The 25534-nt window shown below is 39.2% G+C and carries 26 protein-coding genes; 12 read left to right on the top strand and 14 right to left on the bottom strand.

The genetic code is table 11. From position 1 onward, the window contains the following. Window positions 1-55 precede the first annotated feature (55 nt). Window positions 56-778, bottom strand: coding sequence for a pseudouridine synthase (locus ATS74_RS04255; RefSeq protein ID WP_058547713.1), 723 nt, complete (start codon window positions 776-778; stop codon window positions 56-58). Between the two features lie 91 nt (window positions 779-869). Between ATS74_RS04255 and ATS74_RS04250 the strand changes: the two genes are divergently transcribed. Then, the gene (locus tag ATS74_RS04250) at window positions 870-1175 is read left to right on the top strand and encodes a DUF6482 family protein (RefSeq protein ID WP_058547712.1); all 306 of its coding nucleotides are present in this window, start codon (window positions 870-872) and stop codon (window positions 1173-1175) included. Between the two features lie 41 nt (window positions 1176-1216). Further along, the gene (locus ATS74_RS04245) at window positions 1217-1624 is read left to right on the top strand and encodes a GNAT family N-acetyltransferase (protein ID WP_058547711.1); all 408 of its coding nucleotides are present in this window, start codon (window positions 1217-1219) and stop codon (window positions 1622-1624) included. Between the two features lie 15 nt (window positions 1625-1639). Here the strand turns inward: ATS74_RS04245 and ATS74_RS04240 are convergent, their stop codons facing one another. The 9 genes from ATS74_RS04240 to lptM all read right to left on the bottom strand — a co-directional run bounded on the left by ATS74_RS04240 (window position 1640) and on the right by lptM (window position 9107). Then, entirely contained in the window at window positions 1640-1996 is a 357-nt protein-coding gene (locus tag ATS74_RS04240; protein WP_058547710.1) for a HopJ type III effector protein, read from the bottom strand. A gap of 37 nt (window positions 1997-2033) precedes the next feature. Further along, window positions 2034-3338 carry a hypothetical protein gene (locus ATS74_RS04235; protein WP_058547709.1) on the bottom strand — a complete coding sequence of 435 codons (1305 nt, stop codon included), beginning with the start codon at window positions 3336-3338 and terminating at the stop codon, window positions 2034-2036. Window positions 3339-3361: 23 nt separating this feature from the next. After that, a complete protein-coding gene (locus ATS74_RS04230) occupies window positions 3362-4468 on the bottom strand; it encodes a retroviral-like aspartic protease family protein (RefSeq protein ID WP_058547708.1) in 1107 nt (368 codons plus the stop codon). 25 nt (window positions 4469-4493) lie between these two features. Beyond that, complete coding sequence (locus ATS74_RS04225; protein WP_058547707.1) at window positions 4494-5201, bottom strand: HAD-IA family hydrolase; 708 nt, start codon at window positions 5199-5201, stop codon at window positions 4494-4496. A gap of 10 nt (window positions 5202-5211) precedes the next feature. After that, a complete protein-coding gene (locus ATS74_RS04220) occupies window positions 5212-6159 on the bottom strand; it encodes a tyrosine recombinase XerC (protein ID WP_058547706.1) in 948 nt (315 codons plus the stop codon). Continuing rightward, the gene (locus ATS74_RS04215; RefSeq protein ID WP_058547705.1) at window positions 6156-6767 is read right to left on the bottom strand and encodes a DUF484 family protein; all 612 of its coding nucleotides are present in this window, start codon (window positions 6765-6767) and stop codon (window positions 6156-6158) included. Before ATS74_RS04215 ends, ATS74_RS04220 begins: the two co-directional genes overlap by 4 nt. Then, the gene (gene dapF, locus ATS74_RS04210) at window positions 6764-7594 is read right to left on the bottom strand and encodes a diaminopimelate epimerase (RefSeq protein WP_058547704.1); all 831 of its coding nucleotides are present in this window, start codon (window positions 7592-7594) and stop codon (window positions 6764-6766) included. Before dapF ends, ATS74_RS04215 begins: the two co-directional genes overlap by 4 nt. Window positions 7595-7658: 64 nt before the next feature. After that, entirely contained in the window at window positions 7659-8912 is a 1254-nt protein-coding gene (gene lysA, locus ATS74_RS04205; RefSeq protein ID WP_058547703.1) for a diaminopimelate decarboxylase, read from the bottom strand. After that, window positions 8913-9107: an LPS translocon maturation chaperone LptM gene (lptM, locus tag ATS74_RS04200; RefSeq protein ID WP_058547702.1), complete on the bottom strand. Its 195-nt coding sequence runs from the start codon at window positions 9105-9107 to the stop codon at window positions 8913-8915. It lies immediately after the preceding gene. A gap of 169 nt (window positions 9108-9276) precedes the next feature. Here lptM and cyaY point away from each other — a divergent pair, with 169 nt between their 5' ends. The 8 genes from cyaY (at window position 9277) to add (ending at window position 19021) form a co-directional block, all read left to right on the top strand. Continuing rightward, window positions 9277-9600: an iron donor protein CyaY gene (cyaY, locus tag ATS74_RS04195; protein WP_058547701.1), complete on the top strand. Its 324-nt coding sequence runs from the start codon at window positions 9277-9279 to the stop codon at window positions 9598-9600. Continuing rightward, entirely contained in the window at window positions 9597-10253 is a 657-nt protein-coding gene (locus ATS74_RS04190) for an alpha/beta hydrolase (protein WP_058547700.1), read from the top strand. Before cyaY ends, ATS74_RS04190 begins: the two co-directional genes overlap by 4 nt. A 22-nt stretch (window positions 10254-10275) precedes the next feature. Beyond that, window positions 10276-11253, top strand: coding sequence for a DUF2914 domain-containing protein (locus ATS74_RS04185; protein ID WP_058547699.1), 978 nt, complete (start codon window positions 10276-10278; stop codon window positions 11251-11253). Between the two features lie 36 nt (window positions 11254-11289). Beyond that, window positions 11290-12228, top strand: a complete 939-nt coding sequence (gene hemC / locus ATS74_RS04180) for a hydroxymethylbilane synthase (RefSeq protein WP_058547698.1) — start codon at window positions 11290-11292, stop codon at window positions 12226-12228. Then, complete coding sequence (locus ATS74_RS04175) at window positions 12229-14061, top strand: uroporphyrinogen-III synthase (protein WP_058547697.1); 1833 nt, start codon at window positions 12229-12231, stop codon at window positions 14059-14061. Next, window positions 14058-15167 (top strand): heme biosynthesis HemY N-terminal domain-containing protein, encoded by a 1110-nt coding sequence (locus ATS74_RS04170; protein ID WP_058547696.1) that lies wholly within the window; start codon window positions 14058-14060, stop codon window positions 15165-15167. Before ATS74_RS04175 ends, ATS74_RS04170 begins: the two co-directional genes overlap by 4 nt. A gap of 47 nt (window positions 15168-15214) precedes the next feature. Further along, entirely contained in the window at window positions 15215-17899 is a 2685-nt protein-coding gene (locus ATS74_RS04165) for a CHASE domain-containing protein (protein ID WP_058547695.1), read from the top strand. Between the two features lie 120 nt (window positions 17900-18019). Continuing rightward, a complete protein-coding gene (gene add / locus ATS74_RS04160) occupies window positions 18020-19021 on the top strand; it encodes an adenosine deaminase (RefSeq protein WP_058547694.1) in 1002 nt (333 codons plus the stop codon). A gap of 51 nt (window positions 19022-19072) precedes the next feature. Here add and ATS74_RS04155 read toward each other — a convergent pair whose 3' ends face one another. From ATS74_RS04155 to ATS74_RS04140, 4 genes are all read right to left on the bottom strand, one after another. Further along, entirely contained in the window at window positions 19073-19483 is a 411-nt protein-coding gene (locus ATS74_RS04155; RefSeq protein ID WP_058547693.1) for a CBS domain-containing protein, read from the bottom strand. A 166-nt stretch (window positions 19484-19649) separates the two neighbouring features. Continuing rightward, the gene (gene fre / locus ATS74_RS04150) at window positions 19650-20363 is read right to left on the bottom strand and encodes an NAD(P)H-flavin reductase (protein ID WP_058547692.1); all 714 of its coding nucleotides are present in this window, start codon (window positions 20361-20363) and stop codon (window positions 19650-19652) included. A 109-nt stretch (window positions 20364-20472) separates the two neighbouring features. After that, window positions 20473-21939 carry a 4-hydroxy-3-polyprenylbenzoate decarboxylase gene (ubiD, locus tag ATS74_RS04145; protein WP_058547691.1) on the bottom strand — a complete coding sequence of 489 codons (1467 nt, stop codon included), beginning with the start codon at window positions 21937-21939 and terminating at the stop codon, window positions 20473-20475. A 163-nt stretch (window positions 21940-22102) separates the two neighbouring features. Beyond that, window positions 22103-22393 (bottom strand): MliC family protein, encoded by a 291-nt coding sequence (locus ATS74_RS04140; RefSeq protein WP_058547690.1) that lies wholly within the window; start codon window positions 22391-22393, stop codon window positions 22103-22105. 132 nt (window positions 22394-22525) lie between these two features. Between ATS74_RS04140 and ATS74_RS04135 the strand changes: the two genes are divergently transcribed. Both ATS74_RS04135 and ATS74_RS04130 read left to right on the top strand, forming a co-directional pair. Further along, a complete protein-coding gene (locus tag ATS74_RS04135) occupies window positions 22526-23437 on the top strand; it encodes a DUF808 domain-containing protein (RefSeq protein ID WP_058547689.1) in 912 nt (303 codons plus the stop codon). Window positions 23438-23549: 112 nt separating this feature from the next. Beyond that, window positions 23550-25511 (top strand): S9 family peptidase, encoded by a 1962-nt coding sequence (locus ATS74_RS04130; RefSeq protein ID WP_058547688.1) that lies wholly within the window; start codon window positions 23550-23552, stop codon window positions 25509-25511. The last annotated feature ends 23 nt before the right edge of the window (window positions 25512-25534 follow it).

Raw genomic sequence — 25534 nt, 5'->3', positions numbered from 1 at the left:
AATGTAATCTTTAACTTAAGACTACACCTGTAATCTATTTTTGCAAGGTTATTTTTTAACTTTTTTGTACGCTATTTAAACGAAGGTTAGATTTTGAAATATCAGTTTTATTAATTTGTATGCAGTGGTTTTCAGGGAGGTTTAGTTTTGAAAGAGCAAGTTCGCTAAATTGTGCCCGATATAAATCAATTACTTTAAAGCCGCAGTAATGCGCCATTTTACGTATTTGCCTGTTAAGCCCTTGCTTTAAAATAATACTAAACTGGTTGTCAGCTATTTTTGTTACTTCACACGGTAAGGTTACTTGCTTATCAACAGGTACCCCAGCGGCCATTTTTTCACAAAACTCATTATTAATAGGTTTATTTACCGTCACTAAATAACTTTTGGGCTGGTGGAAGTCAGGGTGAATAAGTTGATTACAAAAATCCCCATCGTTGGTCAAAATAAGCAAGCCTCGAGAGTCTTTATCTAATCGGCCAATGGGATAAACACGGGTAAGTGTAGGCAAATGGTGAATAAGGCTTGTAGGGTCATTTTTATTTAATTTGCAGTCAATACCTACAGGTTTGTGGTACGCAAAATAAACTAAATCGGCTGCGCCTTTAACTGCTTGGTCATTAACTATTACTACGTCTTGCTCATCAACGTGATCAATATGATTAGCAGGGCGATTATTTACCGTTACTACCCCTTCATCTATTAAGCGCGATGCCTGTTTTCTTGAGCACACACCGGCGTGAGCAATATATTTAGCGAGTCGAATTTTGTTGCTCATAAGCTTAAAAAGACAGTGATGTAATAATTTGATCGCGATTATAGCAAAGGTGCGTATCTATAAAGTTACTTTTTATAAAAAGGCGATTGTTATGGGTATGAAATTTTCTGAGCTAAAAAAACACGAACCATTACAAAAAGTGGTGGCGCACTCCCTTGAAATGGCGCTCTATCAGGTGTCTGTTATTATAAATAACGTAGAGTATTACATTACTGAAGAAAATGGCGAATTTCTAAAAGCGCTCAGCCCGCTGCATATTCAAAAACGTTTTGAAAAAATAGCCTACGCCGAAATGGTACTACGACACACTAGTGCCTACGATGAAATGTGTGGCCAACCCGAAAAAACAAGCAGTAATTTACTAGAAGTTCCTTATGGTAAAAATAACCTGTTTTGATAGAGCTAATTTGCTAATATCTGCTCCTTTAAGGGCATTGCATGTACCAATTACAAGCCGATCACAGCGATGCATTAAACTCAGCACTGCGTAGTAAAATAGTTGAGTTTAACGGGCAACATTTTGATGCCCCTAAAGTGCCGCTAGGCTATAAATTTGTAGATGAAAAAGGCAACCTAATTGCGGGTGTCAGTGGTTACGTGTTTGGTAATTGGCTAATGATTAATTGGCTTTGGTGTAGCGATACCGCTCGGGGCAAGGGGTTAGCAGGTAAGCTTCTAAATGCGCTTGAGCTTGCTGCTATTGAGCGGGGCGCTAATACCGCACAGCTCGATACGCTTGATTTTCAGGCCAAGCCTTTTTACGAAAAACGCGGATATGTGGTTAAGTATCAACTTAATAATTATCCACGCTCTGGTACGCGTTACTTTATGGAAAAAACGCTTTAATTTAGTAGCTTAGTGTTATTTCTCTTTTAGTGGCTCACCATCAAAGCTCAGGCCTAAAAATGGAGTCGCTTCTGGCGCTAACATAAATGTGCGAATGTTCATGTGATCATCGCCTTTAGGGTTTTGTAGTACGTCTTCGCGGTAAAACTTACCAAAGCAATCCAATGTATTTTGCTTGCTTAAATCGTTTAATTTAGCAAACGCAAAAATTTTACATGAGCCGTTGTTCTCGCTTGCAGAGCTAAGTAAGCCGTGGTTATTAAATCCACACGCGGTAAACTCGTAATTAGCTTCTATTACCGCCATGGTATCGCTAAATTGTATGCTTTTAGGGTTGTCTGCAAGTTGCTGTAAAAAATCGTTTAATAACATGTTTGTCCTTTTCTAACAGAAGATTCAAAGAGAAAAATTAATAGTCGTTGCTTGTAAGCTCTGCACTTAAAAGCTTTCCGTCATAAATATAAAAATAACCATTCCAGTGTTGAGAAGTAAATTCTGCTGAGTCAAAAAACTCGTCGTAATCGCCTAACTTAGCAAGACTTGCAACGGGGTCGTTGTATTTTACACCTGAAAACTCCCAACTGTGTCCTTGTTTAAAGTAATTAGCTAATGCCGAGAGCTTTATATTGTTAGTAGAGATAGGTTCAAAAAGTTTTAATTTGGCAATAAAGTCAGCTTTTTCATATAAGGATTCGCTGCATGGAGTAACACTGATATTGTCTTCAGATGAACTGGTTAGCTTTAATGATGTGTTTATATTTTTATCAATATTACCATCGTTTTTGGCGATAAAGCTTTTAATGCAGTGCTTATTGAATGCGATTTTGTCTATTAGCTGCCCTTGAGAAAGCCCTATTAGCCTTTGATCAACTTCTGTGTCTGATGACTTATAATATGCGGTTTCAACATCTGCAAACTCTTTCTTTAATGCCGTTATTTGTAAAGGCGCTATAGGAGTGGCCGCTTCTACAATCTCATCATTACTAAGCTTGATTTTAAGCTCTTTATTTTCCAACGTGAGCACATTATTAATTTGCATGGGTAATAAGTTTAAATGGAACTGATAGCCTACTAATTGATTATTAACAAAGTGAAAAGCATGGTGCCTACCATATACACGTATTCTTTTGCTTTCATTTTTTAGTTCAAGGCTGTGTAACCCCAGCAGCTGAGTTACTTCTTGTGTGCTTTGCCCAAATTTGGTGTCAAAAAAGTGCTTTGATGTAATTAACTTACTATCAAATTTTTTGAATGCAGGTCGGTTATCACTATTTGAAAGAATTGTTATCTTTTTTTCTTTTGATTTCAAAATTCTGAAGGTATGTTCTCCTGCAATAAAAGTAGCTTCAGACATTGCTTGGTTTTCATTGCAATGTTTGGAAGGTGTGAAGTGAGCGGTATAAAATAAACGTTTTTTAATTGAGTTAGAAGAGGTCGATTCTTGGTTAACGTCCCTATTCATTACGAACCTTTCTTTAACGTAGATTTGAGAGTTAGCAGCTAATGAATTTTTAATTTTTTTGTACTCAAATAAAGCTTCGGTTCTTAAGTCTTGCTGTGCTTTAACTTCACTATCTGACTGAAATAATGACATTTGAGTCTTAATTGTAAGTTGCTCTGAAATAGCCTCACAACTTTTGTCTTTTACAAAATAATTTGCTGCCTGAGCACTACATTGCCAAAAACAAAGTAGTGTAAATAGTAGAGTACGCATAAACTTCCTTTTATTATTTTTGTTTATTTAGCACTCAACTCTAACTCATCTGTTTGTTGATTTATATTAAATTTAAATCGCGATAAAAAGTTCATTCCTAACAAACCTTGGCCGCGGGTGTTTTCAATACTGAGCACTTCAAAGCCGTAAATAATTTGCATCCCCACTTTAAACGACTCAATTTGGTAGCGTTTTACTTTAATTTGCCCATTTGCAGTGTTTACGATTACATCGCCTAAATAAAGTGGTCTTGGTGAAAGTTGGCTAAGCACGTCACTCGAAAGAGAAGTAATACTTGCGCCGGTATCTATCATTAGCTCTGTTTGGATTGAGCTATTTAGCTCGGTGCTAATTAAGTAATGTGCGCCGTAGGGGGTAAGCGCAATAAAGTCATCTTGCGATTGAGCCTTATTTATTAGTGTTCTTAGTGTATTTATGTCTGTTTTAAGAGGGTTATTACGTGGCATACGCTCAAGAGTGGTTAATGCGCTTATAAAGTCATTTTGCTGGTAATAGGCATAAGCAAGTGCGTATAAAAAATGACTATTGTCGTTTTGATAATCGAGCCAAATTTGGGTTTGTTCGATAATTGCTTGCCAATTTTGCTGCTCACTTAAACTGTGAAGCTCGTTTTTAGTCAAATTTTCCAACCGCACATTTGCAGTGCTTTGCTGTTGCTCATTTAACAACGGGTATAGTTCAAATAAAGCAATAATTGCATTTTGTATTTGTCCACTATTTATTAAGTAATCGACCTGCAATGTAAGTAGCTCTGTATTGTAAGGATCTTGATCTAATAGTGTGTTTAACAGTGGCTCGCTAAGAAATAAGTTCGTATTTAGCCATGTTTTTAATTGCAAAACCCACGAAGAGTAAAGTGTGCGAGCAAGGGCTGGGGAGCGTTGCTTTAGTTGCTGGTAAGTATTAAACGCCTCGTCAAATTGGTGTTGCTCAAATTGTTGTTTAGCCTTAGTAAGCAGCTCATTATTAGGCGCTTTAATTGGTTTTTCAGAGGTTTTTTGGATTTCTTGTTTGCCAACAACCACTACTTGTTTTGGCCATAGCAGGTAAGCATTGAGGCTAAGTGAGCCAATTAATAGTAAGGTTATTAGCTTGGTATAATGGCTCATTGCAATCTCGTCGTTGTATTTTAGGTTATTTAATAAAATGTGCTAAGGCATGAATATTCGCAATTTCAACATCGGCAAGTCCTTTATAGGCATAGGTAGCGCCTTGATCGTTTAGCCATACCGATTGGCAGCCAGCATTATTAGCACCTTGTACGTCTGTATCTAGGCTATCGCCAATGTGTAAAATTTCACTTTTAGGGATATCGAAATGCGTCGCGGCTTTATCAAATAATGTTTTATGAGGCTTTGCTTTACCGTGCATGCCCGCTTGTAACACGAGCGAAAATTTATTGTGTAAATTAAAGCGTTCTATTTCCACATTACCATTAGTGATGGCAACAAGCGTAAAATGCTCGGCTAAATTATCAAGTAGTTTTAGTACGTCGTCACTGACGACTATTTTGCTACGTGCGTCAGCAAAAGCGTTATATGCTGCATTTGCATGGTGCTCTATATCATCGGCGTTTAAATTCAATTTAGAAAGCGCTAAACGCAGTGTATGTTGGCGCCATTTGGTCACGTTATTGGCAAGCTCAGGTGATTGTAATACTGCTTCGTTACGACATTGCTGCCAATATTTAGGGCCTTGTTCTAGGTAGCTCGGCAGTGCGCTTAAGTAATCTTGCTGCGCTTTAACCGCCGCTTTTATTATTGGGTGGTTGTTGTACAGCGTGTCGTCTAAATCAAAGCTCATAACAGAAAAAGGGCGAAGAGCACGATTAAATCGGATCATAGTTATTTTCCTAATCGGTTTGTTTTTTAGCGCGAGGATGGGTGTTGTCGTACACCTTGGCTAAATGCTGAAAATCTAAATGCGTATACACTTGTGTAGCCGACAAACTACTGTGCCCTAGTAGTTCTTGTACGGCGCGTAAATCGCCAGAGGACTCTAAAATATGAGAAGCGAATGAATGGCGTAATTTATGCGGATGAACCTGCGAGCTAATACCTTGTTTTATTCCCCACTCTTGCATACGAAGGCGAACCTGACGCACCGAGATACGGTTTTTTTTACTACTTAAAAACACGGCTATTTCGTCAGGTTTTGCAAATTGGCCGCGTATAGTAAGCCAACTTTGAAGTGCACTTAATGCTTTTCTACCAACCGGAATTAAGCGCTCTTTGTTGCCTTTACCACGTACTAAAATCTCTCCGTTTTTAGTATTTATATCTTGCATGTTGGCGCCAACTAACTCACTAATGCGCAGCCCAGATGAATACATTAGTTCCATCATGGCTTTATCTCTTATAGCTAATGGGTCGTCGTCGTTTATTTCTAGCAGACTTGCCATTTGATCTACATCGAGGTTTTTTGGAAGTGGCTTTGAAAATTTAGGCCCTTTAATCCCTTGTGCAGGGTTATGGTAATGCGATTGCTGTGCAATATTTTTGGCTTTCAAAAATTTATACAAACTACGAATACAGCTTAATTTTAAACTAATTGTTCGCCCGCTTAATTGCTTTGAACGAAGCGCCATACTGTAGCGACGAATATGCTCGCCTTGCACGCCAAACCAGTCATCACATAATTTACTAAAATAAAGCGCTGCAAAGCCAAGTTGGCTTACATACTGATTTACAGTGTGCGCGGAATATTGCTTTTCGTATTTTAAATATTCGCTAAATAAAGTTATAGGCGTACGCCAGTTATCGCTTAAATCGCTAATATTTGGCGTGGGGTTTTCGTTCATGCAAGTTCCAACAGCCTTAGCTGTAGGGCACGTACAAAGTCCAGTACAAAGAGGTTGTCTTGTGCGGGTTCAAAGTGGTTAGCATCGTTACTACCAAAGGCTAAAATAGCCACTGGCTTTTTGCTATCACCAATTAAATAGATAGCTGCCGATTGGGTTTTATCGCTAAATAATAGCTCGCATTCTTGTTGATTAATACGCCCTAAATAATGCGTAGAATGTGTAAGACGATGTTCAATAAGGTCGTTATACTGCGCTGTGTATTTAATTAACTTACAGTCGCTTATATTTGGACTTGTACAAATTATATTGGTTAAGTTACTGGCAAGTGTATTGAAGTCGTAATTGCTCCAAAGCTGGCTATGGCACTGGCTAAATAATCTATATACAAACTCGTTTTGTTTTGCATGTTTACTCATGCTCTCTATTTGATTTTTTAACAGTGTATTGTGTTCACGTAGCTGGCGCTGCTGTATATGCACCAGTGAAGTAGCACCTTGCTCTTTTTGTTGAAGCTCAAGCTTTGCAAGTAAGTGTGGTTGATCAATTAAAAAATCAGGATGATGAGTTAAATACTCAGCAACTTGCTCTTTAGTTAGCTCGCTCATAATGCTACTTGCCCATCAAATACATGCTCGGCTGGGCCAGTCATGCGTACAGGGTGGCCTTCGCCGCTCCAGCGCACTTGCAATGTACCGCCTGGTAAATCAACTTGTACCGTGGTGTTAAGTTTGCTTTGAATATGGCCAATAACCATAGCTGCACATGCGCCAGTACCACAAGCAAGGGTTTCGCTAACGCCGCGCTCCCATACTCTTAGCTTTATATGATCTTGCGATACTACTTGCATAAAGCCGATGTTGGCACGATTTGGAAAACGTTCGTGGTTTTCCAGCAGTGGGCCAAGTACATCAACTTGTGCGGTCGTTATATCGTCAACTTCTAACACGCAGTGCGGGTTACCCATAGACACCGCGCCACTAAATACTGTGTGCTCTTGTGCTCTTATAATATAGGTAAGTTCACGCTTGCTGGCTTTGAGCGGTATTTTGGCCGGCTCAAAATTAGGATGGCCCATGTTTACGGTAACTTGGCCATCTTTTTCTATGTATAGCGTTAAGTTGCCCGATTTAGTCGATACGCTAATTTTATGCTTGTTGGTTAAGCCTTTCATTCGCACAAAACGGGCAAAACAGCGTGCGCCATTTCCGCATTGTTCTACTTCGGTGCCATCGGCATTAAATATACGATAATGAAAGTCGAGATCGGGTGAGTATGGCGCTTCTACCATTAGCAATTGGTCAAAACCAATGCCAAAGTGGCGATCAGCCAGTTTTTTTATTTGATCTCGTGACAAAAACACATTTTGTGTAATGTTATCAATTACAACAAAGTCGTTGCCTAAGCCGTGCATTTTGGAAAAATTAACTAACATAGCGCTCTAATTCGGTTTTGCTCTGTGCCAATCATGCCACAGAGCAGCGAGTTGGCAAAAACGTTTATGGTAAAATTTTCTCACCCTGATAAAGGCTTTCTATCGTTTCGCGTTGGCGAATAAGGTGGTGCTGCTCGCCATCTACCATTATTTCTGCAACACGTGGGCGAGAGTTATAATTTGAGCTCATAGTAAAGCCATATGCGCCTGCACTACGCTGAGCTAGTAAATCGCCTTGCTTAAGTGCAAGTTCGCGGTCTTTACCTAAAAAGTCACCGGTTTCACATACTGGGCCAACAATATCGAAATTATGTGTTGGGGTGTCGTCGTTTCGCACCGATATCGGAATAATTTTTTGCCATGCTTGATAAAGCGAAGGGCGCAGCATGTCGTTCATACCCGCATCTACAATGGCAAAAAACTTATCTTGGTTTTGCTTAATAAATTCAACTTGGGTTACTAAAATGCCGGCATTGGCTGCAATAGCGCGGCCAGGCTCAAAAATAAGCTCAAGATGTTTGTAATTAGCTAAACGCTCAGTTACTTGCGCTGCATATTCACTTGGATGTGGCGGTTGCTCGTTGTTATACGGCACACCTAAACCACCACCAATATCTAAATGCGTAAGCTCAATACCGCATGTTTTTAGCTCATCAATTAGCGCCATTAATTTATCTAACGCTTCTAAAAAGGGTCTTACTTCTGTTAGTTGCGAACCTATATGGCAGTCAACACCGGTAATTTTTAAACCCGGTAAAGACGCTGCATGTTGATAAACACTCACAGCTGTTTGAATATCAATGCCAAATTTATTTTCTTTTAAACCGGTAGAAATATAGGGATGCGTTTTTGCGTCTATATCAGGGTTAACACGTATAGAAATAGGCGCTTCTAAATTTAACTCGCAAGCAACCTCAGAAATACGCTCAAGCTCAGAGGCTGACTCAACATTAAAGCATTTAATGCCTAGTTTTAGCGCATAAGCTATTTCGTCTGCTGTTTTAGCCACGCCCGAAAAAACGACTTTAGAGGCGTCGCCACCGGCTTTTATTACACGTGCAAGTTCACCCTTCGATACAATATCGAAACCTGAGCCAAGGCGCGCTAAAATATTTAATACTGCAATGTTAGAATTTGCTTTAACGGCATAGCAAACCAAGCTTTTATGGTTTTTAGTGGCATTAGCAAAGGCTAAATAATGACGTTCAAAGGTCGCGCGCGAATACACATAACAAGGCGTACCATATTGCTGAGCAATAGCGGCCACACTCACGTCTTCGGCAAATAATTGGTTGTTTTGGTAGTTAAAATAATCCATTTATTGCTCCTGACTTTGTTGCGTGTTGTTTTGCTCTGAAGCAGTTACTGGTTCAACTGTTTCTTGAGGTTGATTTTGATCAACTTCTTGCTCTGGTAAATAAAGAGGGCCACTTTGTCCGCAACCAGCTAATGCGCTTAGCAGTACAGTGCTTATTAATAGTTTTTTTAATTGTAAGGTATGTGTCGCTTTCATTAGATTAATATGGTTGCTGGCTTTATAATCGCAGAGTAACAGAATATCTAAAAAATGCAGCTATTCGCGGATGATTTTATTCCTGTTACACTAGCTGCACACTTTTAAAGCTAATTTTAAGCTAAAATGTACCCAATATTAGGCGGCTCGCCTGCAAAGGAAAATTACAATGACTGAACACGAATATCACCAATTAGCCGAAGCTCTTATGTTCACAATTGAAGAGCAAGTTGATGATTGCGAAGCTGATTTAGATTATGAGTCGGCACAAGGTATTTTAGAAATTATATTTGCTGATAAAAGTAAAATTGTAATTAATAAACAAGCGCCTTTGCATCAAGTATGGGTGGCAACTAAATTTAATGGCCACCACTTTGAAATGCGTGACGGTCAATGGATTGATAATCGTTCTGGCGCTGAGTTTTGGGAATTTATGAACCAAGCATCTACTCGCCAAGCAGGCCAAGAAATTAAGTGGCAATCATCACTATGAGTTTAGAATTTGTAGAATACCCGGCACAATCAGAACACAAAGCAACGGTAATTTGGTTACATGGCCTAGGTGATTCAGGTGATGGTTTTGCACCTGTAGCACCGCAGCTTAATTTACCCAGTGAGCTAGGTATACGATTTGTATTTCCGCATGCGCCAGTGCAACCGGTCACCATAAATGGTGGTATGGAAATGCGCTCTTGGTACGATATTAAATCTATAGAATTAGATAAGCGTGCCGATGAACAAGGCGTAAGAGATTCAGCTGACAAAGTTCAAGTTCTTATTAATCAAGAAATTGAAAGTGGTATACCTGCTAATAAAATTATTTTGGCTGGTTTTTCACAAGGTGGCGTTGTTTCACTACATTTAGCGCCACGTTTTGAGCATAAGCTTGGTGGCGTTATGGCGCTTTCTACTTATATGTGTGTGCCACAAAAATTTACAGACGAAGCAAAACATACTGATTTAAATGTTTTTATGGCGCATGGTAGCCAAGATAACGTAGTGCCGCATAGTGCGGGAAGAAGTGCGTATGAAGTATTAACAGCACATAACATGGATGTAAGCTGGCAAGATTACCCAATGGCTCATCAGGTTTGCGCAGAAGAACTGCAAGCTATTCGTCAATGGTTAATTGCCCGTTTAAGCTAATTTTGGAGCCGCTGAGGTCAATATGAGTCAAAAAATAGTAATTAAAGCAAATGTTAAACGCGAACCACAAAATACTGTACCTACAGTTAGTTATGAGTGGCACTGGCGTCGTATTGTGAGTATTTCTATGTTGGTAGCAATGACCTCTGCTGCTGTGGTGTATGGACTAACTGCATCGGTAAATGCCGAGCAAGGTGAGCATGCTAACGAGCAAGAGCAATTTTTAAGCTTTAATGACAGTCCGCAAAATAGCGAAAGCGATGATGAGGCAAACATAAATAGTGAAGCACAACAAAGTGATTTACTTGATGAGCCTGATGACATTACCCAAGCGAGTATTGATCCGCTGTTAGCCTCACAGAGTTTGCAAAATGAAGCGCCTCAACTTGCGGCTTCTGAGGATACCGATTTTATAGATGATAAGAATACGTTAGCGGTAAATAATAATACACAGCAAAACGATAGCATTAATACAGCGTTAAACTCTGAACTTGATAATGAAGTTCAACAAGAACCTGAAAATGAAGAGCTGCAAAGTACGGTGCAAGCAGCAAGTGCTGGCGATTTACTGGTAGAATTAGACAGTGATGATGGTGCTTTAACAGGTACTGAAGGGTTTTCTGCTGATGCACATGTAGCGAGTGTAGCCTTAGGGGCGCAAATTGATACAGGTAAAATTAGCCGTGCAGTACTGACTCGTAAAGTAAGTAAACGTGAGCCCACAAATGTATTTGCTGCCGATATAAGGTTAAGCCAGTTTGATGAAGGTTTATCGTTTTTTAGTGAGCTTAAAAACTTACAAGGCCAACAAGTTAAGCATGTTTGGTCTTATGAGGGTGAAACCATGGCTGAAATTACGCTTAATGTTACTTCGCCTCGTTATAGAACGTACTCTACAAAAAATATTATGGACACACAAACAGGCCACTGGCGTGTTGATGTTGTTGATGAGAAAAGTAATTTAATTGCTCAAAAAGAATTTAGAATTTTAGCTGACTAAGCTTAGCTATTCAGCAGTAACTAATTGGATACCCCTATGACAGAAAAAACAAAACTAGTACGCATAGCCACTCGTAAAAGCGCTTTAGCGCTTTGGCAGGCTGAATTTGTTAAAGCACAGCTTGAGCATTTTCATAGTGATGTGCGCGTAGAATTAGTCCCTATGTCGACTCAAGGGGATATTATTTTAGATACCCCACTTGCTAAAATTGGCGGTAAAGGCTTATTTGTTAAAGAGCTTGAACAAGCTATGTTAGATGGACGTGCCGATATTGCCGTACATTCTATGAAAGATGTACCTGTTGATTTTCCTGAAGGCTTAGCGCTGCACACCATTTGTGAGCGAGAAGATCCGCGCGATGCATTTGTTTCAAATAACTTTGCTAACATAAGCGAGTTACCAAAGGGTGCGATTGTAGGGACTTCGAGTTTACGTCGTCAGTGTCAAATTAGAGCACTACGTCCGGATTTAGAAATTCGTGACTTGCGCGGAAACGTCAATACACGTTTGGCTAAATTAGATGACGGCCAATACGATGCTATTATTTTAGCAGCAGCAGGGCTTATTCGTTTAGAAATGGGCGAGCGTATTGCCGATTATATTGAGCCAGAAGTATCATTACCTGCAAATGGCCAAGGTGCTGTAGGTATTGAATGCCGTATTGATGATGAAGTAACAAAAGCGTTGCTTGCACCGCTTGAGCATACGCAAACACGTATTCGTGTAAATGCAGAACGTGCCATGAACCGTCACTTAGAAGGCGGCTGTCAAGTGCCAATAGGCGCTTATGCATTAGTTGATGGCGAACAAGTACATTTACGTGGTTTAGTTGGTGCCGTTGATGGTAGTGAAATTTTACACGATGAAGTTACTGGTCATATTAATGATGCAGAGAAAATTGGTGTTGAGCTTGCTAAAAAGCTACTAGCTCAAGGTGCAGATAAAATATTAGCTGAAGTTTATAGAGACGCATAAATGACACATATCCTGATAACTCGGCCCGAAGGAAAAGGCGCAGCCCTTGCTCAGCAACTTGAGGAAGCGGGTTATCAGGCGTCGCTATTTCCTGTTTTAAAAATTACCTATTTAACGCCCTCAAGTACCGAGCTGAGCCCTCTGTTAAATGCAGATAAAATAATATTTATATCTCAAGATGCAGTAACAGCACTCGCCCAGTTAAAACCAAATATTAATACTAAAGCGCAATTTTATGCCATTGGCCAACAAACTGCCGATACTATTTATGAGCAGTTTGGTGTTAGGGCTGCCGTACCTAAACAATATGATTCAGAAGGCCTATTAGCACTTAAATCGTTAGCGGAAGTTGATGGCAGTAATATTGTGTTAGTAAAAGGCCAAGCAGGACGCCCCGATATTGCAAAAACACTTAAAGAGCGCGGCGCTTTTTTAAATAATTGTGTGGTGTATAAGCGTGAGGCAATAGCCGCTGAAAAAACCAACTGGACAGACCACTGGCAAAGCCTGAAAGTACAAGGTATAGTCATTACAAGTAATGCAGCAGTAGATGCAATATTTAATAACCTAATTCAAGAACAATTACAGTGGTTACAACAGTGCCGATTTTATGTTGCTAGCGAGCGCATTGCCGCTTATTTAAAGCAGCAACAGGTAAGTTCGGCTAATATACACATTGCAGCAGGGGCAAGCGATGACGCTATGTTTTCCTGTATTAAACAGCAAGGTAGCAACATGAGCGAACAGTCAAAGCCAGTAACGGCAGATAATAAAAATCCAGCTAAAGCAGCTGTGCCTTCAAGTAAAAAAGATCCTGTAAATACAGCTAATAAGCCAAATAATACTAAGCAAAAAATTAGTAAAGTAGCGGTTCTCGCACTTATTATTTCTCTTATTGTAGCAAGTGGTGTGGGTTATGAGTTTTACCAAAAGCTAAATGCAGGTAAGGCCCAAAATATAGCGGTTAACGAGCTTAATGAGCAAAATAAGCTACTTGCTCAAGAGTTACAAGCGCTTAAATCTGCACAATCTAACTTGCAGCAAGCGCTGTTTAATAGTGAGCAAAAGGTAACAACAGCACTAAGCGAAAGTGCTGCAAACAATCAGCAGCAATTAAAAGCAGCCCTTCAGCAAGCTCAACAACAAGGAGCCTCGCTTAATCCGCAAGAAGTAACCAGCTTACAACGCATGGCTGAGTTTAAGTTGTGGGCTGAAAAAGACTACCAAGGTACACGTGCTGTACTTAAGCGTTTAGATGCGTTACTAAGTGAGCATCCAGGTACTGTTGAAGTTCGCCAAGCCATTATGCAAGACATACAAATGCTCGACAGCTTAAAGCCAATAGCAACAGAAGCTATTTATCTGCAGCTAAGCAGTGTGTTAACGAGTGTTGATGATCTAGCTTTTAACGCAGTTAATGTGCCTTCAGACACAACTGAAGTTGACGAAAATGTATTAAGTGAAGATATAAGCGATTGGCAACAAAACTTAAGCAATAGCTGGAATAAAATAGTTGATAGTTTTATTACTATTCGCCATCACGAAGGCGCAGCAATTGAACCACTACTAACAGATCAAGAGCGTCATTTAATTAACCAGCGTATTAAACTTAATTTAACTCAAGCACAAGATGCGCTTATGAGTAAGCAAGCGAGTATTTATTTTAATGCTCTAAGTGAAGCTAAGCGTTTGGTCACTGAGTACTTTAAGCAAGATGATGACGCTACTAAAGCGGTACTTAAGGCACTAGCAAATCTTGAAAAAGAGCAACTAAACTTTAGCCCTAAAGTAACGTTAAAAAGTACACAAAAGGTTAAGGAGTGGGCGCAATGATAGGGATAATTATATTAATTGTAGCTATTGTTGTGGTACTGGCGGTAACTCCGTTTGTATTAGATGAAAAAGGTTATGTACTGATTTCGTTTAACAATACAACTATTGAAGGCACTATAGTGTCGTTTTGTATTATGGCGGCGATTACAGCAGCTGTGTTGTACTTAACTTATAAGTTAGTACGCTATTTATTATCGATTTATCATAATACTAAACATGGTTTTTTTGCGCGTAGCCAAGAGCGCAAGCACGCTGCCATAGAGCAAGCCCTTTGGAGTGCTATTAACGATGATTACGAACATGTGGAGCAGGCATTGTCTGGTAATAGCGTGCCAAGTAAATTTGAGGATATTCGCTTAGCATTACTTGCAAAAGCAGCGCTCACTAACAACCAAGCAGATAAAGCACTAGAGCGATTATTTGAAATAAGCCCAGAAAACCAGCTGAAAGTTGCAAAGCTGTGGCTTGCAAGCGGTGATAGTAGCGCGATTGAATCGCAAATGCGAACCAGTGCAGAAGCTAAAAAAGCAACACCTCTGGAGCTTAAACTTTATGCCGAAGTACTTGTCCAGCAACAGCACTTTACTGCCCTTGAAGAGTTTTTACCGCGTTTACTTCGTAAAAAAGCACTTAATGAGGCGCAATGGACACAATTATTTAATGCTTATTTTAGTGCGCTCGATGATGACAAACTTACCGGAAAGTATAAACAGTTACCTAAGAAGCTACAGGCTCATGCCCACAATGCATATTTAATGCAAATGGCACAAGCTGGTCAATTAAGCGTGATTGAAAGCGACTTAATTAAAATGGTTAAACATAATGAACAGCACTTATTGCTCGCTAATATATTAAGTAAAACCACTGCCGCCGATGCTGTTAAGTTACAAACAACTATTCAAGAACGCCTTAAAAAGGACGACTCGAACAACGCTTTATTATTAGCATTGGCATGCCTTGCTAACGCCCAAGGTGATTATGATTTAGCCGCGCGAATATTTGATAAAGCCCTGAATAGCGATAATAAAAAACAGTTTTTTGAACAGGCTGTTTTAAGTTATAAAAATAGTGCACAAGCAGAAAAGGCGCTCGTTTTATATCAATAAAGGTCTACACTATTAGCAATTGATTTTTATGATATTGGAGCCAAGTATTGAGAAAACTTTTAATATTAACCCTAAGCTTGGCCTGTGCTTATTTTTTCACTGGGTATTTTAGTAACTCACTTCTTTCTGTTGATGGTTATGCGGTCGCCTCTTGGCCGCCTTCAGGTATTGCATTAGCTAGCTTTTTAATTTGGGGCCGAAAGTCTTTTATTGGCCTTATTATAGGGGCTTTTTGTACTAACTTAATTCACCTTGATAACGCTGTAGATATTCTCAATTCTAGCGTTTTTTTACAGGCTCTTTGTATCACTTTAGCTTCTGTTTTGCAGGCTTGGATTGGCTGCAAAATTATTGTTAATGTAATAAAAGCCCCCTTGGATCTATCTTCATTAAAACGCAGTGTTCAAAGCTTAGTAGTAGCCGGGCCATTGTGCTGCATTATTGCAGCAGGTGTTGGTACAAGTTTACTAGCACTAAATAACGTGATACCAACAGATGCTATTTTTGATAATTTTATAGCGTGGTGGATTGGCGACAGTATTGGCGTTTTAATATTTACCCCTTTAATGCTCGCTGCGTTTAATTACACGCAGGTCCGCCACCGTTTACAGGTGATTTTGCCTTCACTATTAATATATACGCTTATTAGCGTTAGTTTTTATGGCGCAGCAAGTGTAAAAAAAGAAAAAGACATTCAAAAACAAGAAACTAAAATACTTGCAGTACAAAATGCAATTAGCCAAAAGTTAGATGGAGTGACTTCTCATTTAGGGTTATTAGCGACTTATTTTGCTAGTAGCGACGACGTAAATTTTAAAGAGTTTAAGCAGTTTACTTCAAAGCAACTAACTTACAGCCAAGAAATATTAGCATTTGAATGGGTGCCATTTGTATCGTCTAGCCAATTAGCCGAGTTTAAAGCGAATCAAAATCTAGCATCAGGCGCACCCATTTATGTAAAAGAAAAGGCCTTAGGTGGTGGATGGCAAGAGGTTGGCATTCGTAGTCATTACTTTCCAGTAAAATATGCATACCCTTTAGAGGGCAACGAAGATGTTATTGGGTTTGATTTAGCGTCAAATAAAGTACGCAGCGCAGCACTTGCTAAAGCTAAAGTGCTTAATGAACTTGTGTTAAGTGAGCCTATCAACTTAGTACAAAACACATCAGAAAAAGGTGTCTTATTTTTATACCCTGTATTTGGTGATTCATCCACAGAGGGTGACTTTAAAGGGTTTGTAGCTGCCGTTGTTAGCCTTAAACGGCTTTCTCAAGCGCTATTGTTTGATCATAATAACTCAATTGCAGCGAGCTTTTTTGATACAACGGTATCGGGTAAAAAGTTGCCTATTTATACTGCTGATATAGATGCCTCTTATACTTTGTTTAAGCAATATCAATTACTGATTGGTAAGCGTATGTGGCAAGTAGAGCTACATGAGCCAATAGTAAGAACGTCTTGGTTTGCATACTGGCTGGCACAAATAGTGGGGATGTTATTTGTTTGGTTGCTGATTACTTTTTTAATCTCAGTTACAGGTACCAATATACAAATACGTGAGCAAGTAGCCAAACAAACGCGCAGCCTTCGTCTAGAAAAGCAAAAGGCAGACGAAGCGAGCCAAATTAAAAGTCACTTTTTAGCAAATATGAGCCATGAAGTACGAACGCCTATTAATGGTATTAAAGGGCTACATTATTTAGCGCTACAGCAAAATGACTGGCCACAAGCAAGGAGCTATATCGAACAAGCTGATGGCGCATTAGGGGTTTTATTGCGGGTTTTAAACGACGTGCTCGATTTTTCGAAAATGGAAGCAGGTAAGCTCGATTTAATGCAAGAGCCAATTAATGTAGCCAGTTTGGCTGACGAAATGCTTAATTTACTTCAATTTGAAGCTGATGCTAAATCAATACAATTAAATCTCGATTTTGATCAATCGACAAATTTAGTGATTAATACAGATCCTATTCGCTTAAAACAAGTGCTGTTAAACTTATTAAATAACGCAGTTAAGTTTACGGCTAAGGGAGAGATCACGTTAAAAATTTGGCAATCTAAAAAAATGACTTATTTTAGTATTAACGATACGGGTATTGGTATTAGTAGCGAAGCGCAAAAGCAATTATTTAAGCCGTTTGCACAAGCCGATAGCTCAACCTCTCGTCAATACGGTGGTACGGGTTTAGGGTTGAGTATATGCCGTAAACTGGTGCATTTAATGGGTGGTGAAATTGATTTAGTAAGCTTTGAAGGAAAGGGATCAACGTTTACGTTTAGCTTGCCACTTTGCTCGCCTTTACCAAAAGCAGAGCAGGTTTTGCAGCAGTACAACGACATTGATGTAAGTACGCTATCGTTTGCACATTATAAATTACTTTTAGTTGAAGATAACCCGCTAAACCAGCATGTTGCCAGTGCGATTTTAAAAACAAAAGGGTGTAACGCCGATATTGCTAATGATGGATTTGAAGCCATAGAAAAGCTCACCGCTAACACTTACGATATAGTAATTATGGATATTCAAATGCCTAAAATGGATGGCCTACAAGCAACAACAGTAATACGTAATGATCTAGGGTTGATTGATTTACCCATAATTGGCCTTTCTGCAAATGCACACGATGATGATGTTAAAAAGGCTTTAGCTTGTGGAATGAATAGTTACATCACGAAACCTATTGATGCAAATACACTTTTTAAAACACTTTGGCATTACTTACCTCATTAAGTGATTTTTGCACAAAAAGCAGACATATGACCGCTTAAACTTAAAGCAAATCGTATAAACTTGAAAAATAACTGTATCTGCGTATCATGCGCGCAAATTTAACCTAACCGAGTTGCTACTATGATTAATAGAAAACTACCTTTGCTAGATATTCATCGCCACTTAGATGGTAATGTCCGTGCGCAAACGATATTAGAGCTTGGTCGCCAGTTTAATATAGAGTTACCAGCCGATAACGTAGAGGCGCTTATTCCTCACGTACAAGTAATTGATCCTGAACCAAACTTAATGGCTTTCTTACAAAAACTAGATTGGGGCGTTACGGTTTTAGGTGATTACGATGCATGTAGACGCATAGCAATTGAAAACATTGAAGATGCTCAGGCACAGGGCTTAGATTATGTTGAGCTTCGCTTTAGCCCTTACTACATGGCACAAAGCCAAGGTCTGCACCCTCAGGGCGTTGTAGAGGCTGTTGTTGACGGTATTAAATCAGCAACACATGGTAAGAATATTAAAGCTAATTTAATTGGCATTTTATCGCGTACTTATGGCGTAAAAACATGCCAGTATGAACTTGATGCCCTCTTAGCGTTTAAAAACGATTTAGTTGCAGTCGATTTAGCGGGTGACGAAATTGGTTTTCCGGGGGAGCTATTTATTGAACACTTTAAGCAAGTTCGCGATGCTTATTTAGCTTCCACTATACACGCGGGTGAAGCGCTAGGTGCGCCAAGTATTTGGCAAGCAATTAATGAGCTAGGTGCAAGCAGAATAGGCCACGGCGTTAAAGCAATCGAAGATCCTAAATTAATGGATTATTTACGCGATAACCGAATTGGTATTGAGTCGTGCTTAACAAGTAATATTCAAACAAGTACGGTAGACGATTTAACTAAGCATCCGCTTAAACAATTTTTAGATCATGGGATTTTAGCGTGTATCAACACCGATGATCCTGCGGTTGAAGGAATTGAAATTGAGCATGAGTACTTAGTAGCAGCCCCAAAAGCAGGCCTATCGCAAGCCGATATGGAAAAAGCCCAAGCAAACGCGCTAGAAATCGCCTTTTTAAGTGACGGTGATAAAAAAGCACTCTCAGCACTCGTTTGTGCACGTTAATTTAAGAATATTAAAAATGCCGCTTTAAAGCGGCATTTTTTTAACTGTTATTTAGTGTGTTTGGCAGCTAATGTAGTTATCGTAAAGTGCTTTAAGTACATCAGCTCGGCTGATCATGCCTATCACTTTAAAGCCGTCTACCACAGGGTAATTTTTAGGTTTACCTGTTTTCATTTGCTCTGCTAGTTCAATAATATTTGTATCACCACTAACGGTGACCACATTAGTTTGCATAAGCTGAGATACCTTAACTACGCCATCACAAAAATAGCTGCTTTGCGTAAGCGGTTTAAGTAGTTCTTGCTCAGATATAAATCCTACCAGTGATTTGTGCTCGTCAAATACAGGGGCGCCAAGTAATTTAAATTTTTGTAGCTCTGCAATGGCACTCGTCATTTCTGTATCGGGTGTTATGTTTGGCAACTTGCGTTGCATAAAGTCTTTTACTTTTGTATTTAGCATTTGGGTCTCTCCCGCTGATGTTCTATACAAAGTATGGTTTATAGATTTGTTTTTAGGAAATTGTTTATATTGATAAGGTTGATAGATTTAACCAATTAACTATCTAAAATTTACAAATAAAAAAGGCACCTTCTAGGTGCCTGTTTTTTAATGTGTTGTGCTTTACTTACTTTATAAAAGCAAATGCATCAGCAAACATGTTTTCGCGTACTGCACCATGAGTAATAAAGTCATCACGAACAATACCTATCATGTCAAAGCGACCCGCCATGTAAATATCGTAAGGTTCAAGCGACACAATATCTTGCATTACTGCTTTATGTACGTAGCCAGTATGGCCTTGCCAATTAGCAGATGGGTTTTCTACAACAGGAATAAACTTAAAGTTTTCGTTACTGTCTGCCCAGGTTTGCATTTCAGTGTGTGCATATAAAGCCGATTCTTCTTTTACACCCCAGTAGAATAATACCGGGCGATCGCAATTAATTTCAGCTAAATGATCAGCCATTGATTTTGCGTAAGAGAAACCAGTACCACCGGCTAGTAAAATAATAGGGCGTTCGCACTGAAGGCGTAATTGCGATACACCAAGGCCTGCTTCAATATCTACCGGGGTATTATTAGTATAGGCACTACGAAGATGTTCAAGCGATTGCATAGCATATGAGTCTGCACCTGAGGCACCAATGTGTAATTCAATTTCGTCACATTGTGAAGGGCGGCTAGCAATAGAAAACGCACGTTTGTCTTTTTCGCCTAATACTAATTGCATGTATTGGCCTGCTTCAAACGTAACAGGTTGTTGAGGCTTTAAAATTACTTTATGTACAAATTCTGTAAGTGGGCTGATAGCTACAACTTCAGCTTTTAATGTTTGCATTTTTTACCTTTTAGCAGCGCTTTTAACAGCAGATACGCAATAGAATGCATCGATTCTAGCATATCTGCAGGGTTACTTTATAGCCTGTTATGTACTTACATATAAACGTTTACAGAATATTCAAGCTTTGCCAAATATCATCTACACGATCTTTAGTGGCTTTATCCATAACAATCGGCTCACCCCATTCTCGAGTGGTCTCGCCAGGCCATTTATTGGTAGCATCCATCCCCATTTTTGAACCGAGCCCTGATACCGGTGATGCAAAGTCGAGGTAATCAATAGGGGTGTTTTCTATTAATGTGGTGTCACGTGCAGGGTCCATACGAGTAGTAATAGCCCAAATAACATCTTCCCAATCACGTGCATTTACGTCGTCATCACAAACAATAACAAACTTTGTATACATGAATTGACGTAAGAAAGACCAAACACCCATCATTACGCGTTTGGCGTGGCCTGGGTATTGTTTTTTCATAGTTACAACAGCCATACGGTACGAACATCCTTCCGGCGGTAAGTAAAAGTCGACTATTTCAGGGAACTGTTTTTGTAATATAGGCACGAACACTTCGTTTAGTGCCACGCCTAAAATTGCAGGTTCATCAGGCGGACGGCCAGTAAAAGTACTATGATAAATGGGATCTTTACGGTGAGTTAAGTGAGTTACCGTCATTACAGGAAAGTCATCAACTTCGTTGTAGTAACCAGTGTGATCGCCGTACGGTCCTTCTGGTGCCATTTCACCAGGCATTATGTAGCCTTCAAGTACTATTTCAGCACTGGCGGGCACTTGTAAATCGTTAGATATAGACTTTACTACTTCTGTTTTACTACCACGTAATAAGCCTGCAAACGCATATTCGCTTAATGTGTCTGGCACGGGTGTAACTGCACCTAAAATAGTGGCAGGATCAGCGCCTAATGCAACCGATACCGGATACGGCTCGCCTGGATATTCTTTACACCATTCTTGAAAATCAAGCGCGCCACCACGGTGTGACAACCAGCGCATAATAATTTTGTTTTTACCTAATAGCTGCTGACGATAAATACCTAGGTTTTGGCGTTTTTTATAAGGCCCTTTAGTAACGGTTAGGCCCCATGTAATAAGTGGAGCAGCATCCCCTGGCCAACAGTGCTGAATAGGCAGTTTAGTTAAATCAACCTCGTCGCCCTCTAAAATCACTTGCTGACAAGGCGCTTTTTTAACTTCTTTAGCTGGCATATTAAGTACTTGCTTAAATACTGGTAATTGCCCTAGTGCTTCTTTAATACCTTTTGGTGGCTCAGGCTCTTTTAAAAAAGCTAAAAGCTTACCCACTTCACGTAATTCGCTCACATCTTTTTGGCCCATTCCCATAGCAACGCGTTGCGGGGTACCAAATAAATTAGCAAGTACCGGAATACTGTGTCCTTTAGGATTTTCGAACAGTAGAGCCGGGCCTTTAGCGCGTAAAGTACGGTCGGCTATTTCGGTCATTTCAAGATACGGGTCGATTTCTTGGGTGATACGTTTAAGCTCGCCTTTTTTTTCAAGCAAATCGATAAAATCACGTAAATCTTTGTATTTCATTGTGGGCCGCTATTATGCAAAAAGTTAAAGTATTATACCCAACTAAATAGCAAATGCATGCGCAGTTATTTAGCAAGGGCGATGGTTAAAGTTCGGCTAGTATTACGCAGGTTAATAAGAAAAAGATTAGTACAATAAGACTTTTATAGGCAGCATCACGCTATTACAAGTTAGCGTTTGTTAGTTTGCAGCGGTATTTATTGCCAGATACAAATAACATGGCTTCATTCGCCTTTGACCAAAACAACACGCGTTCACTAATGTACTTTACTCCAGAAGCGCTGGGCTCTTTTGTTAACGAATAGGTCTGCTTATTTAAGGTGAGAGTTGCAGCCTCATTTTGAGTTGTTAGCTCTACAGCGTGGTTATTACATAAATAGCGGGTACTCGTAGACTCGTTGTCACAGGCAGATAAAAAAAACATACCTATTAAAATAACCGCAAGTGCTTTCATTAATATCTCCCTGTTTAAGTTTGTCACAAGCTATTACTGCTTTTTTATCAGCATAACAAAGCTAAATTAACCGTTGGTGAAAATGTCTGATTAAGCTATGTTGATAGCATTATTTTTTAGCTAGGAAGCAACATGGCAGGTATAAACCTTTTAACTTTATTAGACGATATAACGACCTTACTTGATGACATAGCAACAATGAGTAAAGTTGCCACAAAAAAAACAGCCGGTGTATTAGGTGACGACTTAGCCCTCAATGCACAACAAGTAACGGGCGTGGCTGCAGAGCGAGAGTTACCAGTAGTGTGGGCTGTCGCTAAAGGCTCGTTTTTAAATAAAGCTATTTTGGTACCCGCAGCGCTATTAATTAGCGTGTGGTTGCCATGGTTAATAACACCGCTTTTAATGATTGGTGGATTATTTTTATGTTTTGAAGGTGCTGAAAAAGTATTTGCTAAGTTTTTACCTCATCATGAAGAAGTAACAAACGAAGGTGAGCAACTTGATTTAGTTGAGTATGAAAAACAAAAAGTAAAGGGAGCTATACGCACGGACTTTATTCTTTCAGCCGAAATTATAGTCATTACTTTAGGCACTGTTGCCGGAGCTACTTTAGTTAATCAAGCATTAGTACTTTGCGTAATCGCAATTATAATGACCATAGGCGTTTATGGTTTAGTGGCAGGTATTGTAAAGCTTGATGATGCGGGATTATATTTACTTAACCAATCTAAAGAGTCGGCAAATAAGTTTAAAGAGCTACTTGGAAAAGGCTTGCTAGCAGCGGCACCTAGGTTAATGCAGTTTTTAGCATTTGCTGGCACAGTTGCTATGTTTTTAGTGGGCGGTGGTATTTTATCTCACGGTATTGAGTTACTTCATCATTGGCAGCTAGAAGTCACTAGCACTGGTAAATCTTTATTTAATGGCACTGGAGAGGTTTTAGCTCCCCTAATTTTTGATGGTTTGCTAGGTGTGATAGCTGGTTTATGTGTTGTTGTACTACACATTATATGGAGTAAGATTACTAAAAGTAGGCATTAGATTATAGGGCTTGAGTTTACGCTTGTTTACATAAAATATAAAAAAGATGATGTTTATTAACGTTAAAGCTATGTAAGCTAAAAGTCATTGATAATAAATAAAAGAAATTTAAATGAACAAGCCCTTGGCTATATTTTCACTTTTACTGCTTAGTCTTTTTAGCTCTTATACTCATGCAAATAGTGCCCGAATACCTATAGAGAGTTTTAGTAAAGACACCGAGTACAGCCAAGTTACTATTTCACCAAGTGGTGAGTATTTGGCTGTAGTTAATAAAGTAAAAGGTAAAAATGTTTTAGTGATACTTGATGCTCAAACATTTAAGACACTTCATGCTGTATCATTCAGAGGAGATGCCCAGGTAGGCGATTACCACTGGGTTAATAATGAAAGAGTCGCTATTGCCAAAGAGTACTTGAGAGGTTGGAAAGATCACCCTGAATATTATGGTGAAATTTATGGTGTAAACGTCGATGGAAAAAAAAGTAAATACTTGATTGGTTACTTAGGTGAGCAACAGATAGGAAGCAGAATAAAAAAACAAACACCTCTTTACGGGACTTCTTTCATACTCGATCCCCTAATTAAAAATAAACGAAAAATGCTGGTGATGACCATTCCTTGGACTTCTAGCAATGAGCCGCATACAGTGGTTTATGAAGTTGATGTTTATACAGGAAAAAGAAAAAGGGTCACTTTATCACCTTCGCGTATGGCACAGTTTCTAACTGATCATGAGGGTAATGTTCGCGTTGCTGTATCTACTGATAATTATATTAACGCCGAAATACACATTAAAAATAAGTCCGGTGATGATTGGGAAGAACTTTCTTTAGGCAACGAGAATTATTCGGATATTAGTTTAAAAGCATTTGATAAGCACGGTAATAATATCTATATGACCGCTTCTAAATCAGGCGAAGCCGAAGGGTTGTATAAATTAAATATAGCGAAAAAAGAAGTTAAGTTAATATTTCAAGATGAGTTTGTTTCTCCAAAGCGGGTTTGGGTTGATGAAGCATCAAAAGAGCTTTTTGCTATAGAGACAGAACTGCAATACCCGAATTATTCATTTATTGATACAGGTTCTAAAAAAAGTGAGCGTTTAAAGGCTTTAATTGAGGCGTTGAAAGGTGATCAAGTTCAGCTAATTAGTAGCACAGCAGACGGCAATGCAAATATTATATATGCCTCCAGCGATACTAATCCTGGACGTTATTACTTATATGATGCATCTAAAAATGAGCTTAAATACTTGTTTGCCTCAAGAGGTTGGTTGAAGCCTGAAGAAATGGCAATTACGAAACCTATCCATTATAAAACTCGAGATGGCTTAACAATATACGGATATTTAACCATACCTAATGATACAGACGAGAAAAACTTACCTTTGGTTGTAATGCCTCATGGGGGGCCTCATGGACCTAGAGATTGGTGGGGGTTTGATCCTGACTCGCAATTACTTGCAAGTCGCGGTATTGCTGTACTTAAAGTTAACTTTAGGGGTTCGGGTGGATTCGGACGTAACTTTGAGCATGCTGGACACAAAAAGTGGGGAGCTGAAATACAGTTCGATATTATAGATGGCGTTAAACATTTAATCGCAAAAGGGATCGCTGACAAAAATAATATTTGTACTGTGGGAGCAAGTTTTGGAGGTTACTCCGCTTTACAAAGCGCTATTTTAGAGCCTGATATGTTTAAATGTGCGGTAGGCGTTGTTGGAATTTATGATTTACCACTAATGTTTGAAGAGGGTGATATTTCTGAGCGCAATAGCGGTCAACGTTACTTAAAAAGTGTGATCGGTAGTAATGAAGTACAACTTAAAAGCTATTCGCCTAGTTATAATATAGACAAGCTTAAAGCCGCAGTACTTATAGTGCACGGTGGTGAAGACAAGCGAGCTCCTATTGAGCAAGCAGAATCATTAATCGCAGCCTTAAAAAAAGCAAATCACCCTTATGAGTTGGAGTTGTTAGAAGATGAAGGGCATGGTTTTTACAAGCCTGAACATCAATTGAAGTATTATAATAAATTGGTTAGTTTTTTAGAAAAACATATGAAATTTTAAAGTTTTTACAGCCAGCTATTGGC

Source organism: Pseudoalteromonas sp. H103, from assembly GCF_001469205.1.
GTDB lineage: Bacteria > Pseudomonadota > Gammaproteobacteria > Enterobacterales > Alteromonadaceae > Pseudoalteromonas > Pseudoalteromonas carrageenovora.
Note: the sequence above shows the minus strand (reverse complement) of the source record. Positions and strands in the feature narration are given on the sequence as shown.